Origin of the sequence: Pseudomonas germanica (assembly GCF_019614655.1) — a bacterium.
Classification (GTDB): domain Bacteria; phylum Pseudomonadota; class Gammaproteobacteria; order Pseudomonadales; family Pseudomonadaceae; genus Aquipseudomonas; species Aquipseudomonas neuropathica.
Genome location: NZ_CP071586.1, coordinates 3,823,310 through 3,838,089, shown reverse-complemented (window position 1 = coordinate 3,838,089; position 14,780 = coordinate 3,823,310). Strand labels below are relative to the sequence as shown.

The window sequence follows — 14,780 nt, the reverse complement described above, 5'->3', positions numbered from 1 at the left end:
ATTATGACTACTTTGGTTTCCTCGGATCTGTCTCCAGCCCTGGCCAGTGACGCCAGTGTGAAAGAGTTCTCTGAAGTCATTCTTCATCTATCCATGGCTTTTCAGGAAGCATTGAGAAGGCTTTCAGGGCAGGACGAAGCTTTCCCTTCGGAAGGTTATGGCATGCTGACTGAAGCCTACGGTTTACGGACGCGTGCGAATATTCTCTACCTGACGCCATCTACCCATGTGGTGAAGGCATTAAATTTTTCCCAAACTGCTATGTTGGGGAAATTCGAAGAAATATTGAATTGTTTGAGTGATGTAACCGATTTACACACTGTTAACTCCATTTTGGTTTCCGTGATCACCATTGCATCAGCGCTGGGTGAGGGGCGAGCCAAAGTTGTAGAGTTTTTGTTTGAAACGTTATGCGCCGACCTTGAGTCTTGGAAAATTTAGTCTAGCTGTTTGGTTTTTGTCGCGTGAGATGCCGGAGGAACAGTGGAGATTTTTAAAGAGTTCGTTTTTGAGGCCGCTCATCGACTGCCCAATGTTCCAGATGGGCACAAATGTGGGCGCCTGCACGGTCACTCCTTTCGTATTGCAATTTATATTGATGGCCCTGTCGATAGAACGTCGGGTTGGGTCAGGGATTTTTCCGAGATAAAGGAGATTTTCGCGCCTCTGTATGAACGCTTAGATCACAATTATCTTAATGAAATTCCCGGACTGGAAAATCCGACGAGCGAGGTTTTAGCCGTTTGGGTTTGGCAGGAGCTAAAGCCATTGCTTCCAGAGCTATCCGCAGTACGTATTCACGAGACATGTACAAGTGGATGTATTTATAGAGGGCCGGAGGTATAACCACTCTCGTGTAAATAAAATAGAACTATGCGCAGTGTGTAGTTCACTGGATAGGTCTAGGCTTTCATTGTCGAGTTTGGTGGTTGATTTTCTTGTCTAGTTCGGCACTCGGCCCTCGGCCCTGTAGGGAGGTGGATATGGTCAAGCCTAACAACGGTCGAGGTAAAAGTCCTAGACGTACTCAGACTCGTTCACCATATTCTCTTAAATGGTACCAGGCGAAGATTACTTCTTGGGACTTTTCGTGGTCATTTCGAATGGCTACCCGACGCGAAGTATCGTCTGGGGAGGACGATATCCAAGAATTCGCTGTCCTCACTTTCAAAGGTACTGTGGTTTATCCAGAGGAATTTAAGTATCCGGAGATAGAGATTCAATTGGTGGAAGGGTTTGCCTTCATCGCCAAAGAATCTGTTACTCCAAGTATTGCTCGATGAGCGCAAATGGTCGATTGCTCTCGGTCTACGTCTCAGTTCCTGTGGAACGGATAAAGACATTGGTGTCCGTTGCTCCTCGAGTGGTGGTCGTTGATTTTCATGCATCACCTCTACATTATCGTCGAGCGTTGGTCGTGTCGATACAGTTAGATACTGAGATGGAGTGATGTCTAGGATACCTAAACGTCGTTATCAAACGAATTGACTACTGATCATTTGCTAGTGGATTTGACGCGACGAGCATCATTCCGCTCGAACACTCTGTCGCTGTTGCCCTACGCGAATACAGGGGTCGTAATACCAAATGCCACCCAAATGAACAGGGCTTTGAGAGTTTTCATATCAATCTCCAGAAAATTAACTTCAAGTAATGGTGCATCTGTCACTCCGGTACTTCGTATTGACTGAAGTTCGGAGTAACTCCGATTTTTTCTACTCAGTTACTGCGTCTCACTGAGTGCGGGACACAGTGCTACCGGTAGCAACTGTAGGGGCTGGGCAGCGCCTATTTCTCATCGACGAACCACCACGCCACCAATAGAGTGAAATCGGAAGCGTTGGCATTACAAATGATGCGATGCAGTAGCCCGGCACTTTCGTATCAGGCGTCATCCGCCTTGAAGCGCTGTGGAGCATGCCCCTCGAAAACGGACTTTCCTCCGCCGTTCAGCATCACCACGGAGACGTGGCTACGATGAGCGCCAGAAACTAAATCAACGCGAATTTCCGTGGCGCTTTGGTATTTCTTGGGCGGCAGAGAGGTCTGCATGATGATCCCATCGCCGACACTGCCACACTGCTGAGCGATGTCTTGCAGAGTGTTGGGTAGGGCGCATCACCAAGTTCGTAGGGGGGGCAATGCTCGGCCGTCCTGCTTGAAATGGACTTCGCAACGACGCGGCACAGTAAAGAAGTAGAAGGCTTCGAATGAGTCCTAAATCGCCAGGCAAGACTTTTCGAAAAATTAGCCGCTGGTCGAAAAGCAATACTTCATCCTGGGTGTGGGCTGTGGAGTTTTATAAAAAGCCAGAAACGACAAAGCCCTGAATAATCAGGGCTTTGTCATATTAGCGAAGGCTATGTGGATTCGAACTTATGGACCTGTTACGGTCGGCGGTTTTCAAGACCATCGCCAACTTCCGAAAAGTCAACAGTGAGGCCATCCCAGGCGTCTGCCGCCAGTTCGTTGCGCTACATGTATGGGAAAGTCGACATAGCCTCTGAACCTGAAACCCTACGCTCGCGTTAGTGAAAAGATGAGTTCGGTGCTCCTCACCGCGGTTTAGGTTTGTGCTCTGTACGGTCATCGTAACTGGATACAACAGTTACAATCAGCTGCATAGCCACTCCCATTAAGGCTTTTTCGTTGTGTAGAACGCTCGGACCAGAGGCGTACTGATAAAAAAAGTGATCGAGAGTATGAAAAAACCTATACCGGAGCGGAATGCCCAGCGGACCACCGTATCGAGCAAGTCCAGGCTGGAACTCACGGCGTCCATTTTATGTTGTGCCATCAGACAGTCGGCTTTGTAGGCCGTCAAAAAAGGGCAATCTATTTGGTCCAGTTGTCGGCCAATAACTGCTTCGATTTTGTACTTGCTCGAATAGGCGTCGACCTCTTTATCGTAAAGCGTCAGCGCGGTTTGTGACATACCGATCAAGGCGATACCGAACAGCACCATGCTAGCCTTAAACAATGCGAAAGAAGTGCCTCGGTTGAAAGTCATCCTGATAAACCGCCTCATCACTTCCGACGAAACGGGCGTAGGCAGAGGTTCCTGTACCTGCGCTTGCACCGGCAGGGGGTGTGAAACCACGGTCGTTGTAGCTTGAAGATAATGCTCGATGACGTTGATCAGCTCTTCATGGATTGCTGCTCTGTTGCGTACTCGCAAGGTGTCTTGGACCGCAAAAAAAATCGTTGCGCCGAAGATTGCAAACATTTTCCAGCCGGACAACTGCTCTTTCGTCCACTCGCATGCTTCCGTGAGCTTGGTCACGCCTAGAGCAGACATAAGCGTAACCAACGCGAGCAGGAAATTTCCCCGTTCGGTGAGCTTGGCGTTGGTGTTTTTTAGAATCAATTGATAGGTTTTCAACTCGTCCCGGGTTTTTGGTTCCTGGGTAAGGATTTCGGTCAGCGTTTGCACACCAAAATCTAAAAGCCGAGCGTCCTCGAGAGTCAGTTCATCCCAGTATTTCTCGGCATTGAACAGTCGTAGAAAGAAACCGCGAAAGGTTAAATAGGTACGGGCCGTGGTGGCTTTGCGTTTCTTGACGTAATTATTTTTCAGCTTGTTCAGCACATCCATTCTCTATCTCGCGTTAGAACTTCACGGATAGGGTGTATGCACTAATGGCGCAATGATATCAAGTACAAATAGCACTGTATTAATGGTTCTCATAGCGATGCCACGGCGAAGCAAGCGGTCAAGGTGTGCTTGGCGGTAAGCGACAAGGCGTCGATCCAGTGCCGATGCCAAGCAGTGCTACATTGGTCTGCCACTCACGTAGGGACGCGTTTCATCTTGAATTGCTCACGCCAGTTGAAGCCTTTAGGACTTTTCTGCCCGTTCGTGTGCTCAGGTTCTCAAGGAGAAAGGCGCCGGCTACCGTAGTACTCGCGGGCTCTATTCCGATTGATGCGTCTTTCATTCGACTTAATGATCGACAGGATTGCTGCCAACGCATATACCAAGCGTTTGACGACCGTTAGCGATTACGGTGGTTGATCAACAGCAATTGTCCAAGTCCAATCCATTACCTGGTTCATTGCAGTTCTGGTGGGGTAGCGAATGAGTGGTTATAAAACGAGAGATTGCGACCCTCAGTAAAAGTTTTTAAGGGAGGGGAAGGGGCATCACTTGGCAGGAACAAAGACGATTGGCTCGAATGCCTGCCGTAGTAGGGAAGCCCTTGGCTCTTGTGCCCTCCGAGTGAGGGTATTGAATCTACGAGCCAGCGATCAAAATGGATGCATCGGTTGTTGAAATGTTTTTGTGAGTGCTGCCCGTGTCAGGCTTTTGCCACTAGTGCTAGTGGCCGCTCATAAAGGCGTACCGCTTCGGCCACCCTGAATAGCAAAGGCCTGCATGAGTTTCCTCATGCAGGCCTTTTTTGTGCCTTGCTTATACGCGCTGCTAGACGAATGCTTGCCCGCTAAAGCCGCGAGGCAAGCGCTGAAGACCGGCCATTGCAGTGAGGCGCTCGATCCATTCTGCGCGCCAGTTGGTCGCGCCGTGGGAGGTCTTGGCCTGACGGGCCATGCGGCGGGTGGCGTTGCGCTGATCCTTTCGCGCCTGTTTGTAGGCATCGGTATTGCGGCAACTGCGGCACTTCACGCGATTGAGTTCGCGGCTTGCCGACAGTTGTTTGCCTTTATGGCCGCAGGCCAGATGCCCGTCGACGTTGAAATGGATAACCATAACTGTCTCCTTTTCGACATGTATAAGTTATGACAACTCATGCACGGCAACCGTTCGCCGTTTGGACGCAGGCAAAAAAACACCCGCATGCGGGCGGGTGAGGGCGTTACTTTGCAAAGGAGTGGCTTCACTGTAGACGCGCAGATGTAGTCGTCACGTGAAAAACTGGAAAAATAAACATAACGGCCAGACACAAGCGCGGTGACTCATGTGTCACCGCTAATGAGCAAACTCCTGAAACCCTGGCCGGGTCGAGTTCATCTGAACCGAGGCAGTGGCCGATCAACAGGCTTTAGCGCCGACAGCGTATTGCGAATCAGCGGAGCATCCTTCTCGATGTCGTTCAGCCGGTCTCGGATGCGCAGGGCGGTGGGGTGTCCACCTTGGTGATCGACCCAGTCGGCGATCTCTTTGCAAGCGGCGGCGAGGCGCGCTTGTCGAGCGTCGAGCAGGGTGAGGAGGGTGGTGATGGACTCTTTTTCGGACATGGAACACCTCCGTTCTATGAAACCTGGGCTGCAGCAAAAAGCCCGCGTGTTGCGAGCCTTCTGCCGTGGGGCGCTGCTCCTTCAGCTGGTTTCAGTATAGACCCGCTTCTGATCGGCATCAGCCTGAAGACTGGCGGGCCGCTGATGGGGAACTCGCTGCGTTGAGGCGTCTGCATTCACGTCGTGCGTCCTCTTCCGCGTCATGGCCATCGCCGATGAAACCGCCAGTACGTGTGTCGCAGATGCGAAACCAGCTAGTGGCTTTCGCGGGATCATGCTGGCTGTCTTCGGCACGTCGACCGTAAATAATGATCTTGTTGCAACGCTTCACGACGAAAATGTCTTCCATGGCGTCACCGCAGCTGATTTGTGTCAGATCAACTATAGAAGCCCTCGGCAATCGTGCAAAAAATAGGCAGGTCAGCTCGTCGGTTGCCAGCGCCAGCCTTCGGGGTGCCAGGTCAAACAATGGCTTGGGTTTAACGCCTGTAGAAACGCTTGATCGTGGGAAACCGCGACAATCGCTCCGGGAAATGCCTGCAAGGCGTGTTCGAAAGCGTGCACCGACGCCAGGTCCAGATGATTGGTGGGCTCATCCAGCAGCAGTAATTGCGCGGGCGTCTGGCGCCACAACGCCAGCGCAAGGGCTGCTTTCAAGCGTTCGCCGCCACTGAGTGAGGCGCACGGGCGGTTAACGCGTTGTGCGTCGAGTTGCAGATGAGCGAGAAAGCTGCGCAACTCACCTTCGCTCAAAAGTGTTTGCTGTTCCTGCAACTGATCGACAATCGATGTGTGCTCATCCAGCAGCTTCAGTTGTTGGTCGAAAAAAGCAAAAGGCACGTGCGTGATGCACTCGCCACTTACCGGCGCCCATTCACCCGCCAGCAATTTCAACAGCGTCGATTTGCCACAACCGTTGTGACCGCTGACAGCGATGCGCATCGGCCCTTGAATGGCGAGGTCAAGGCGGGTGGTGGGCGCATCTGCCGGTAACCCTGGCAAGCACGCGTCGATCAGCGTGCACACCCGCCGATTGCTCGGCACCACGCTGCCCGGCAGATTGATCAGCACGCCGTCGGCGGGCAGGACGTTTTCGTACGCCTCGCGAACACGCTGATCCAGATCGGCCTTGCGTGCCTGGTGGCCGACTTTTACCTGCCCCATGATGTCCCGCGCAGCGGCTTTCAACGCTGCCCGCTCGAAGCCCGAAACGTTGGCACTTTGTGCGTGGCGACGGCTGCCGGCGGCATGGCGCTGGATCGTGTCGTGCTCGCGTTGCAGCCGCGTACGTTCGCGCTGACGTTCGATACGGGCCTGATCGAGCTGTGCCTGCGCCGCCTGTTGATGGATCCTGCGTTGCTCGGTGAAATCCGAAAACCTTCCGCTGAAAACTGTTACTCCCAACGTCGTGAGTTCGACAAATCGCTGCATCTGCTCCAGAAGCTGGCGGTCGTGACTGACGATAATCAGGCCGCCACGCCAGCGCTCAAGCAGGCTCATCAGCCATTGCCGACCGCCGCTGTCGAGGTGATTGGTGGGCTCGTCGAGCACCAGCAATGGCGCCTGACTCAGCAGTGCGCCGATCAAAGCGATTCTGGCTTGTTGGCCACCGCTGAGGTGCTCCGTCAGATCCGACCCGGTGAGGTCGGTCAGCCCGGCCCCATCGAGCATCTGGCGCAAGCGCTCGGCCAGATCCCAGCGTTCATCGATGAGGTCGAAGTCGTGCGCAGTGGCAGCACCGCATCTTAGTCGCTCCAGTGCGCTGAGCGCCGGGGCCGTCCCCGTTGCATCGGCGACGGTTTGCCCGGGTGTGGCGATGAACGTTTGTGCGACGTAATGCACGCAAACCGAGCGTGCCACGCTGCCGGTGCCGGGTTGTAATTGCCCGGCAATCAAACGTGCAAGCACGCTTTTGCCAACACCATTGCGCCCGACGATCGCAGTCGGTTGATGATCGAAAGTCAGGTTCAGGTCTTCAAACAGTGTTGCGCCATTGGCGAACTGAAAGCCCAGTTGATTCAGGGAAACGAGTGCGGGTGTACGCGAGACGTGAGTCATCGGCACCTCCAAAAAATGTCGTGACAACTGACAAGCGCCGAGAACGGCGTGTCGCGAGTACATTTTTAGAAGGCTGGATTGTTCACTGCTGCGGTCGTCCGAAGGAGGGGAAGGTGGCTAGCCTAGTTGACGATGTGCGGCGGATCAAGGTGCGTCGGTCATCTCGCTCATTCGCTCGAGAAACATCGCCAGCGCCACTTCCTCCGCACGCAGGCCTTTGCGCACGCGCGGGCGAGGCAGTTCAGCGAGGGCGCCGAGCATGAATTTCTCCACCACGGCGGGGTGGATGTAGCATTTTCGGCACACTGCCGGGGTGTTGCCCAACTGCTTGGCGACGCCTTTGACCATCTCCACCACATGCCGCTTGGCCTCGGTCTCGGACTCCCATTGCAACTCGCGCAATACCGCCAGCGCCAAGGCACTGCCGGCCCAGGTGCGGTAATCCTTGGCGGTGAAATCGGCACCGGTCAGGGTTTGCAGGTAGGCGTTGACGTCGGAAGAACTGACGGTGTGTCGCTCACCGTTTTCATCGAGATACTGAAACAGATTCTGCCCGGGAATTTCCAGGCACCGCTTGATGATGCGTGCCAGACGCCGATCCTTGACGGTGATCTGGTGTTCGATGCCGCTTTTGCCGCGAAACTGGAACAGGATCGCGCTGCCGTTGACTTCGACATGTCGGCTGCGCAGGGTGGTCAGGCCGTAGGAGCGGTTGTCGCGGGCGTATTGGGTATTGCCGACCCGGATCAATGTGGCGTCGAGCAGGGTGATCACCGTGGCCATGACCTTGTCACGACTGAAGCCGGGCGCGGCCAATAGCGCCTCCAGTTGTTTGCGCAGTTTCGGCAACGCGAGACCGAACTCACGCAGGCGCGAATACTTGTCGGCATCGCGCACTTCGCGCCAGCGCGCGTGATAGCGATATTGCTTGCGGCCACGGGCATCACGGCCGGTGGCTTGCAGATGACCGCGCGGATCCGGGCAGATCCACACATCGGTATAGGCGGGTGGTACGGCAAGGGCATTGATGCGTTTGATTTCATCCGGATCACTGATGCGCTGGCCTGACGGCTCGAAATAGCTGAACTTGCCACGCAGCTTTTTGCGGGTGATACCGGGCTGGGTGTCGTCGACGTAATGCAGGTCGGATGGCAGGTCGGCAGTCAGCACGGTGTCGGGCATGGCAGTTTCCTTTGATGGCGCGGCGGTCTGTAAAACGATTGACCGCACGCCGTTGCCGTGGTGCCGAATGATTTAAGCGAGGACTGCTACCGCTTTGATCTGCGCCCATAAATGCTGGCCCGGATGCACGCCCAACTGGTCCCGGGAGTAGCGTGTAATACGCGCGAGCAGCGGGGTGCCGCCAACATCCAGGCGAATCAAAACGTGGGCGGCGTTGTCCGCCGATTGTTCGCTGACCACCGTCACCGGCAGTCGATTGAGGATGCTGCTGAATTCGCTGTTCTGCAGGCTCAGGCTGATATCCCGCGCGTGTACTTTGCAGCGCAGGGTCTGACCCGGTTCCATCGGCGCGTGCGTCACACGGATGCTCATCTCGGTGGCCGGCAATTGCAGGCTCAGCAGTTGATATTGCGCATCGTAGGCGCTGACCTGCCCTTCAATGATCACCCCGGCGTCATCGCCCATCGCCATCGGCAGGTCAAGACGTGCGAGGGTTTCGCCAATCGGGCCGCTGGCCAGCGCTTTGCCTTCGCTGAGTAGCACCAGATGGTCAGCCAGTCGCGCCACTTCATCCTGGGCATGACTGACGTACAACAGCGGAATGTCCAGTTCGTCGTGCAGACGTTGCAGGTACGGCAGGATTTCACTTTTGCGCTGGCTATCGAGAGCGGCCAGTGGCTCGTCCATCAGCAGAAGTTTCGGGCTGGTCAGCAGGGCACGGGCGATGCCGACACGCTGGCGTTCGCCTCCCGACAAATGCTGCGGATGACGTTCGAGTAAATGGCCGATGCCCAAGAGTTCGGTGGCCTGCGCCATGTCGACCCGGCGCTGGGACTTGGCGATGCGCTTGAGGCCGAACTGCAGATTGGCCAGCACCGACAGATGCGGAAACAGGCTGGCTTCCTGAAATACATAGCCGAGCGCGCGTTTGTGTGGCGGGACGAAAATGCCGTTATCGCTGTCCTGCCAGACTTCATCGTTGATCTGGATGAAGCCATGTTCAGCGCGCTCAAGCCCGGCAATGCAACGCAGACAGGTGGTTTTACCCGAGCCGGAATGCCCATAAAGCGCAGTCACGCCACGGCCTGGCAAGTGCAGGTCGACATCGAGGCTGAAGTCCGTATAGACCCGTTTCAAACGCACATCGATCATCGATCAGCTCCAGCCTGCACGGGTCTTGCGGCTGGAATACAGCGCCAGCAACACCAGAAACGAAAACACCAGCATCGCCCCGGCCAGCCAGTGAGCCTGCGCGTATTCCATCGCTTCGACGTGGTCATAAATTTGTACGGAAACCACGCGGGTCTTGTCGGGAATGTTGCCGCCGATCATCAGCACCACGCCGAACTCACCGACGGTATGCGCGAAACCGAGTATCGCTGCGGTGATAAAACCGGGGCGCGCCAACGGCACAATCACGCTGAAAAACGTGTCCCACGGATTGGCGCGCAAGGTCGCGGCCACTTCCAGGGGGCGGGTGCCGATCGCCGAAAACGCGTTCTGCAACGGTTGCACCACGAACGGCATGGAATAGATCACCGAACCGATCACCAGCCCGGTGAAGCTGAACGTCAAAGTGCCCAGGCCCAGCCATTGGGTGAATTGGCCGAGAAAACCGTGCGGCCCCATCATCAGCAACAGATAGAAACCGATTACGGTCGGAGGCAGTACGAGGGGCAGGGCGACGATCGCTCCGATCGGGCCGCGCAGCCATGAATCGGTGCGCGACAGCCACAGGGCGATCGGCGTGCCGACCACCAGCAGGATCGCGGTGGTCAGGGACGCCAGTTTCAGGGTCAGCCAGATCGCCGCGAAATCGGCGCTCGTCAGTGACATTTTAGAGCTGGTAACCGTAGGACTTGATCACCGCAGCGGCTTTCGGGCCTTTGAGGTATTCGACCAAGGCTTTGGCGGCGGCGTTGTCTTTGCCTTTGTTCAGAATGACCGCGTCCTGTTTGATCGGGTCGTGCATGCTCGCAGGGACGATCCATGCCGAACCGCTGCTGACTTTGCCGTCCTTGTAGATTTGCGACAGGGCAACAAAGCCCAACTCAGCGTTGCCGGTCGAGACGAATTGGTAGGCCTGAGTGATGTTCTGGCCTTCAACGATCTTGGCTTTGGTGGCGTCGGTCAGTTTGAGTTTTTCCAGCACTTGCGTGGCTGCCAGACCATAGGGCGCGGCTTTCGGGTTGGCGATGGACAGGTGCTGGTATTCGTTCTTTTTCAGCACTTCGCCTTTCGCATCGACATAACCTTCTTTAGCCGACCACAACGCCAGCGTGCCGATGGCGTAGGTGAAGCGCGAACCTTTGACGGTCTCGCCTTCTTTTTCGAGTTTTTCCGGGGTGGTGTCGTCAGCGGAGAGGAACACTTCGAACGGCGCGCCGTTCTTGATCTGAGTGTAGAACTGGCCAGTGGCGCCATAGGCTGCGACCAGTTTGTGCCCGGTGTCTTTTTCGAAATCGGCGGCGATGGCCTGGATCGGCGCGGTGAAGTTGGCTGCCACAGCCACCTGCACTTCATCAGCCTGAACTGCGCCGACGGCGAAGACGGCGAGCAAAGAGGCCAAGCAACCAGGGGCAAGACGTGAGGCACGAATGGTCATGTAACAGCTCCGTTATTGGCGAGTGCAGCGGGCAGCTATTGTTTGAAGTGGGCTGCGCCGATGCGAGAGGTGAATTCGCTATATAGCGAAATATATAGCGAAATGCCGCCAAACAGGAAGTGTTGGTTAAAATCAGCGCGAGGATGTTTGAATCTTCGCGCTGTGCAGCTTCAGCGGCTTGCGAGTTTTGCCAGTGCGCCTTCGGCCAATTGTCGAGTCAGTTCAGCGCTACCGAGGTCTTTGCCCAAGGTGAATGCCTGACCGGCCCAGAGGTTGGCAAACTCTGCTTCGTTGATCGCTCGCAGCGGCATCAGCGCACCCCCAGCCAAGGGAAATGCTGGTGCCTGGGGCGAAATCGGGCCCAGCTCACGCATGACGCGATTGAGAATGCCCCGTGCCGGCCGCCCGGTAAAAATATTGGTGATCGCTGTTTCGCTTTCCTTGGCGGTGCGCAGCGCCTTGTGGTGAGCGGCGCTGACTTTTGCTTCCGGCGTGAACAGATAGGCAGTGCCGACCTGTACCGCTGAGGCCCCCAACATAAACGCCGCCGCCATGCCGCGCGCATCGGCAATTGCCCCGGCGGCAATCACCGGTACGCTCACCGCATCGACCACCTGAGGCACCAGGGCAAACGTGCCGACCTGACTGCTCAGATCATCACTGAGAAACATGCCGCGATGGCCGCCGGCCTCGTAGCCCATGGCGATAATCGCGTCGCAGCCGTTCTGTTCCAGCCAGATCGCTTCATCGACCGTCGTGGCCGATGAGAGAATTTTCGCCCCGGTTGCCTTGACCCGCTCGAGCAAGGATTTCTCTGGCAGACCGAAATGGAAACTCACAACTTCAGGTCGAAATTCTTCCAGCACTTCACAGGCTGCGGCATCGAATGGCGCGCGGTTGGATACCGGAGTCGGTGCAGCGAAATCGGCGCCCAGTTCACGATAGTAAGGCTCCAGCAAATGCTTCCAGTCACGTGCACGTTGCTCATCGGCTACCGGTGGCTGATGGCAGAAGAAGTTCACGTTGAAGGGCTTGTCGGTGTGCTGGCTGATGGTTTTCAGCTCTTCGCGCAATTGCTCGATGCTCAACATCGCCGCCGGCATCGAACCCAGGCCACCGGCGTTGCACACGGCGATGACCATGGACGAATTCGTCGCACCGGCCATCGGGCCCTGGATGATCGGCAATTCAATGCCGAGCAGATCAAGAAGACGGGTGTCTGGCCATTGGCTCATGAGGGCGGTTCTCCGAACGGTGCAGCGGGCAGGGGGCAAAACCGGTTTTTAGCAGCAAAACCGGATTCGGGGCCAGTTCGAAATTCAGAACAACCCGTGCAGTTTTTCAGCGTCGATGACATCCGCCGCTCTTCGGCCTCCAGAAGCGTGATGAAAATTGCTGGTACGCCGGTGGTCGCGGCAGTGGCGAACTCTTTAAAAAACTCGGCGAAACCACGACCGTCGAAAAAGCATAGACGCGGGCCATCGAAATACCCGGCCGATTTGCCGATTGGCGCAAAGTCGAATGTGGCAGGGTGTTGCGATGTGCTATTTCAAGGCACGACATTCTGAAAACAGTCCAGCGAGGCAGTCATGTTTAACGCCATTGTGATCGACAAAGACGACAGCGGTTACCGCGCCAACCTGCAACAGGTCAACGAGGAGCAATTGCCTGAAGGCGATGTCACCGTGGCTGTTGCGTACAGCACGCTGAACTTCAAGGATGGCTTGGCGATAACCGGCAGCAGTCCGGTGGTGCGCAAGTTTCCGATGGTGCCGGGGATCGATCTTGCGGGCACCGTGGAAGCCAGTTCACACCCCGACTATAAGGTGGGTGATCAGGTGCTGCTCAACGGCTGGGGTGTTGGCGAGAATCACTGGGGCGGTCTGGCGCAGAAGGCGCGACTCGATGGCGATTGGCTAATTCCATTGCCCAAGGCCTTTACGGCGGCGCAAGCGATGGCTGTCGGTACGGCCGGTTATACGGCGATGCTGTGCATTCTGGCGCTCGAGCGCAATGGCGTGACGCCGGAGCAGGGTGAGGTGTTGGTCACGGGGGCCAACGGCGGTGTCGGCAGTTTTGCCATCGCCCTGCTGAGCAAACTCGGCTACCGCGTCGTCGCGTCCACCGGCCGGGTCTCCGAGCATGAATATCTGCAGCAGTTGGGCGCCGGCGAAATCATTGACCGTGCGACGTTGTCAGCGCCCGGCAAGCCACTGGCCAAAGAGCGTTGGGCGGCGGTGATCGATTCGGTTGGCAGTCACACCCTGGCCAATGCCTGCGCGAGCACCCGCTCCGAAGGCACCGTCGCCGCCTGTGGTCTGGCCCAAGGTATGGATTTCCCGGCGTCAGTGGCGCCGTTCATTTTGCGCGGTGTGACCCTCGCCGGCATCAACAGCGTGACCCAGCCCAAGGCCCGCCGGCTGCAAGCATGGGAGCGTCTGGCCAAGGATCTGGATTTCTCGCTGCTGGCATTGATCAGCCATGAAATCGGCCTGAGTGAAGCCATCGAGGCGGCGCCAAAACTGCTCGCCGGGCAACTTCGCGGACGGGTTGTGGTGGACGTCAATCGCTGAGGTTTTCAGGTTGCGTAGCTTCCATTGACCGTTCACGCCGACGTCTCGCGCTCAAGCAACTGACGCTTGCGCTCGACCCCCCAGCGATAACCGGAAAGGTTGCCATCGCTGCGCACCACGCGGTGGCAAGGGATCGCCACCGCCAGGCGGTTGGCCCCGCACGCCTGGGCCACTGCGCGCATGGACGTCGGCGCGCCGATGCGCTGGGCAATCTCGGCATAGCTGGCGGTGCTGCCGAGCGGAATCTCCCGCAAGGCTTGCCAGACACGTTCCTGAAACGCCGTCCCCCGCACGTCCAGTGGCAGATCCAGGCCAATGGCCGGTGCTTCGATAAAACCCACGACTTTGGCGATCAACTGTTCAAACCCGCTGTCTGCGCCAATCAGGTTGGCGTTGCGAAACTGATCCTGCAGGTCGCACACCAGTTGGTGCGGGTCGTCACCCAGCAAAATCGCGCACACCCCACGCTCGCTTTGCGCCACCAGAATCGCGCCCAGCGAGCATTGGCCTACGGCAAAATGGATGTCGTTGTTTTGACCGGCGGCGCGGTAGTCGCCAGGTTTCATACCCAGCAGTTGGTTGGCTGATTCGTAGAAGCGGCTGTTGGAGTTGAAGCCTGCGTCGTATAGAGCGTCCGTCACCGAATTGCCGTCCGCGAGACGTTCACGCACTCTGCGCGAACGATGGGCGGCGGCGTAGGCTCTTGGCGTCAGGCCAGTGGCGGCTTTGAACACGCGATGAAAGTGAAACGGGCTCAAGCCGGCCGTCTCTGCGAGCTCGTTCAGGGCGGGCGGATTTTCGGCCATCTCGATTTGCCGGCATGCCGTGGCAACGGTCGCGGCATGCTGCGCGGCGACATCACTTTGATCCTTGCTCGCACGTTTGCTCGGCCGATACCCCGCGGCTTCGGCCTGTTGGGCGGTGTCGAAAAACTCGACATTTTGCGGTTTCGGCAAGCGTGCCAGGCTGCTCGGGCGGCAGTAGATGCCCGTGGTTTTTACCGCATAGACAAACTGTCCGTCCGCCTGCGGATCCCGTGCGAGCACGGCGGCCCAGCGTGGATCATGTTCGGTATCAAGCGGCGTCGAAAGCGTTTTCATGATGAGTAATCCGTTGACCTGTTTGATTCAGGTTAACCAGCCTCGCCAGGCACAACACTCCGGGCC

General features: G+C 56.6%; 16 protein-coding genes and 1 pseudogene. 5 read left to right on the top strand and 12 right to left on the bottom strand.

The annotated features are described in order from the left end of the window. The first annotated feature begins 3 nt into the window (after positions 1–3). The 3 genes from J0G10_RS17105 (at position 4) to J0G10_RS17095 (ending at position 1,283) form a co-directional block, all read left to right on the top strand. Positions 4–441 (top strand): hypothetical protein, encoded by a 438-nt coding sequence (locus tag J0G10_RS17105; protein ID WP_220556312.1) that lies wholly within the window; start codon positions 4–6, stop codon positions 439–441. Positions 442–483: 42 nt separating this feature from the next. Then, positions 484–846 carry a 6-carboxytetrahydropterin synthase QueD gene (queD, locus tag J0G10_RS17100; RefSeq protein WP_218394887.1) on the top strand — a complete coding sequence of 121 codons (363 nt, stop codon included), beginning with the start codon at positions 484–486 and terminating at the stop codon, positions 844–846. A gap of 137 nt (positions 847–983) precedes the next feature. Then, positions 984–1,283 (top strand): hypothetical protein, encoded by a 300-nt coding sequence (locus J0G10_RS17095; protein ID WP_220556311.1) that lies wholly within the window; start codon positions 984–986, stop codon positions 1,281–1,283. Between the two features lie 601 nt (positions 1,284–1,884). On the opposite strand, the gene J0G10_RS17090 is transcribed toward J0G10_RS17095, so the two are convergent. Further along, positions 1,885–2,052: a hypothetical protein gene (locus tag J0G10_RS17090; RefSeq protein ID WP_220556310.1), complete on the bottom strand. Its 168-nt coding sequence runs from the start codon at positions 2,050–2,052 to the stop codon at positions 1,885–1,887. A 350-nt stretch (positions 2,053–2,402) separates the two neighbouring features. Between J0G10_RS17090 and J0G10_RS30015 the strand changes: the two are divergent. Beyond that, positions 2,403–2,477: pseudogene (locus tag J0G10_RS30015) on the top strand (hypothetical protein); the annotation flags it as partial. A 158-nt stretch (positions 2,478–2,635) separates the two neighbouring features. Here the strand turns inward: J0G10_RS30015 and J0G10_RS17085 are convergent. The 10 genes from J0G10_RS17085 to J0G10_RS17040 form a co-directional block, all read right to left on the bottom strand. After that, positions 2,636–3,595, bottom strand: a complete 960-nt coding sequence (locus J0G10_RS17085; RefSeq protein ID WP_220556309.1) for a hypothetical protein — start codon at positions 3,593–3,595, stop codon at positions 2,636–2,638. Between the two features lie 828 nt (positions 3,596–4,423). After that, positions 4,424–4,708 carry a hypothetical protein gene (locus J0G10_RS17080; RefSeq protein WP_093431037.1) on the bottom strand — a complete coding sequence of 95 codons (285 nt, stop codon included), beginning with the start codon at positions 4,706–4,708 and terminating at the stop codon, positions 4,424–4,426. 257 nt (positions 4,709–4,965) lie between these two features. After that, positions 4,966–5,196 carry a hypothetical protein gene (locus J0G10_RS17075; RefSeq protein WP_008082703.1) on the bottom strand — a complete coding sequence of 77 codons (231 nt, stop codon included), beginning with the start codon at positions 5,194–5,196 and terminating at the stop codon, positions 4,966–4,968. 118 nt (positions 5,197–5,314) lie between these two features. After that, positions 5,315–5,545, bottom strand: a complete 231-nt coding sequence (locus tag J0G10_RS17070) for a hypothetical protein (protein WP_095126353.1) — start codon at positions 5,543–5,545, stop codon at positions 5,315–5,317. Positions 5,546–5,616: 71 nt separating this feature from the next. Then, positions 5,617–7,254, bottom strand: coding sequence for an ABC-F family ATP-binding cassette domain-containing protein (locus tag J0G10_RS17065; protein ID WP_220556308.1), 1,638 nt, complete (start codon positions 7,252–7,254; stop codon positions 5,617–5,619). 144 nt (positions 7,255–7,398) lie between these two features. Continuing rightward, a complete protein-coding gene (locus J0G10_RS17060; RefSeq protein WP_095047793.1) occupies positions 7,399–8,436 on the bottom strand; it encodes a DNA topoisomerase IB in 1,038 nt (345 codons plus the stop codon). A 72-nt stretch (positions 8,437–8,508) separates the two neighbouring features. Further along, the gene (gene modC / locus J0G10_RS17055) at positions 8,509–9,588 is read right to left on the bottom strand and encodes a molybdenum ABC transporter ATP-binding protein (protein WP_220556307.1); all 1,080 of its coding nucleotides are present in this window, start codon (positions 9,586–9,588) and stop codon (positions 8,509–8,511) included. Between the two features lie 3 nt (positions 9,589–9,591). Then, positions 9,592–10,272, bottom strand: a complete 681-nt coding sequence (gene modB / locus J0G10_RS17050) for a molybdate ABC transporter permease subunit (RefSeq protein WP_093431052.1) — start codon at positions 10,270–10,272, stop codon at positions 9,592–9,594. Between the two features lies 1 nt (position 10,273). Continuing rightward, positions 10,274–11,041 carry a molybdate ABC transporter substrate-binding protein gene (gene modA, locus J0G10_RS17045; RefSeq protein ID WP_095047790.1) on the bottom strand — a complete coding sequence of 256 codons (768 nt, stop codon included), beginning with the start codon at positions 11,039–11,041 and terminating at the stop codon, positions 10,274–10,276. Between the two features lie 170 nt (positions 11,042–11,211). Then, positions 11,212–12,276, bottom strand: coding sequence for an NAD(P)H-dependent flavin oxidoreductase (locus J0G10_RS17040; RefSeq protein WP_220556306.1), 1,065 nt, complete (start codon positions 12,274–12,276; stop codon positions 11,212–11,214). Positions 12,277–12,630: 354 nt separating this feature from the next. On the opposite strand from J0G10_RS17040, the gene acuI reads away from it, so the two are divergent. Then, positions 12,631–13,614 carry an acrylyl-CoA reductase (NADPH) gene (acuI, locus tag J0G10_RS17035; protein WP_220556305.1) on the top strand — a complete coding sequence of 328 codons (984 nt, stop codon included), beginning with the start codon at positions 12,631–12,633 and terminating at the stop codon, positions 13,612–13,614. A 32-nt stretch (positions 13,615–13,646) separates the two neighbouring features. Here the strand turns inward: acuI and ada are convergent, their stop codons facing one another. After that, on the bottom strand, positions 13,647–14,714 hold the full coding sequence (gene ada, locus J0G10_RS17030; RefSeq protein WP_220556304.1) for a bifunctional DNA-binding transcriptional regulator/O6-methylguanine-DNA methyltransferase Ada: 1,068 nt from the start codon (positions 14,712–14,714) through the stop codon (positions 13,647–13,649). Positions 14,715–14,780: the final 66 nt, after the last annotated feature.

Excerpts from the sequence above, each read along its gene's own strand:
- J0G10_RS17105 (WP_220556312.1), top strand. The coding sequence starts at position 4 with ATGACTACTTTGGTTTCCTCGGATCTGTCTCCAGCCCTGGCCAGTGAC.
- J0G10_RS17095 (WP_220556311.1), top strand. The coding sequence starts at position 984 with ATGGTCAAGCCTAACAACGGTCGAGGTAAAAGTCCTAGACGTACTCAG.
- J0G10_RS17090 (WP_220556310.1), bottom strand. The coding sequence starts at position 2,052 with ATGCAGACCTCTCTGCCGCCCAAGAAATACCAAAGCGCCACGGAAATT.
- J0G10_RS17085 (WP_220556309.1), bottom strand. The coding sequence starts at position 3,595 with ATGGATGTGCTGAACAAGCTGAAAAATAATTACGTCAAGAAACGCAAA.
- J0G10_RS17080 (WP_093431037.1), bottom strand. The coding sequence starts at position 4,708 with ATGGTTATCCATTTCAACGTCGACGGGCATCTGGCCTGCGGCCATAAA.
- J0G10_RS17075 (WP_008082703.1), bottom strand. The coding sequence starts at position 5,196 with ATGTCCGAAAAAGAGTCCATCACCACCCTCCTCACCCTGCTCGACGCT.
- J0G10_RS17070 (WP_095126353.1), bottom strand. The coding sequence starts at position 5,545 with ATGGAAGACATTTTCGTCGTGAAGCGTTGCAACAAGATCATTATTTAC.
- J0G10_RS17065 (WP_220556308.1), bottom strand. The coding sequence starts at position 7,254 with ATGACTCACGTCTCGCGTACACCCGCACTCGTTTCCCTGAATCAACTG.
- J0G10_RS17060 (WP_095047793.1), bottom strand. The coding sequence starts at position 8,436 with ATGCCCGACACCGTGCTGACTGCCGACCTGCCATCCGACCTGCATTAC.
- modC (WP_220556307.1), bottom strand. The coding sequence starts at position 9,588 with ATGATCGATGTGCGTTTGAAACGGGTCTATACGGACTTCAGCCTCGAT.
- modB (WP_093431052.1), bottom strand. The coding sequence starts at position 10,272 with ATGTCACTGACGAGCGCCGATTTCGCGGCGATCTGGCTGACCCTGAAA.
- modA (WP_095047790.1), bottom strand. The coding sequence starts at position 11,041 with ATGACCATTCGTGCCTCACGTCTTGCCCCTGGTTGCTTGGCCTCTTTG.
- J0G10_RS17040 (WP_220556306.1), bottom strand. The coding sequence starts at position 12,276 with ATGAGCCAATGGCCAGACACCCGTCTTCTTGATCTGCTCGGCATTGAA.
- acuI (WP_220556305.1), top strand. The coding sequence starts at position 12,631 with ATGTTTAACGCCATTGTGATCGACAAAGACGACAGCGGTTACCGCGCC.
- ada (WP_220556304.1), bottom strand. The coding sequence starts at position 14,714 with ATGAAAACGCTTTCGACGCCGCTTGATACCGAACATGATCCACGCTGG.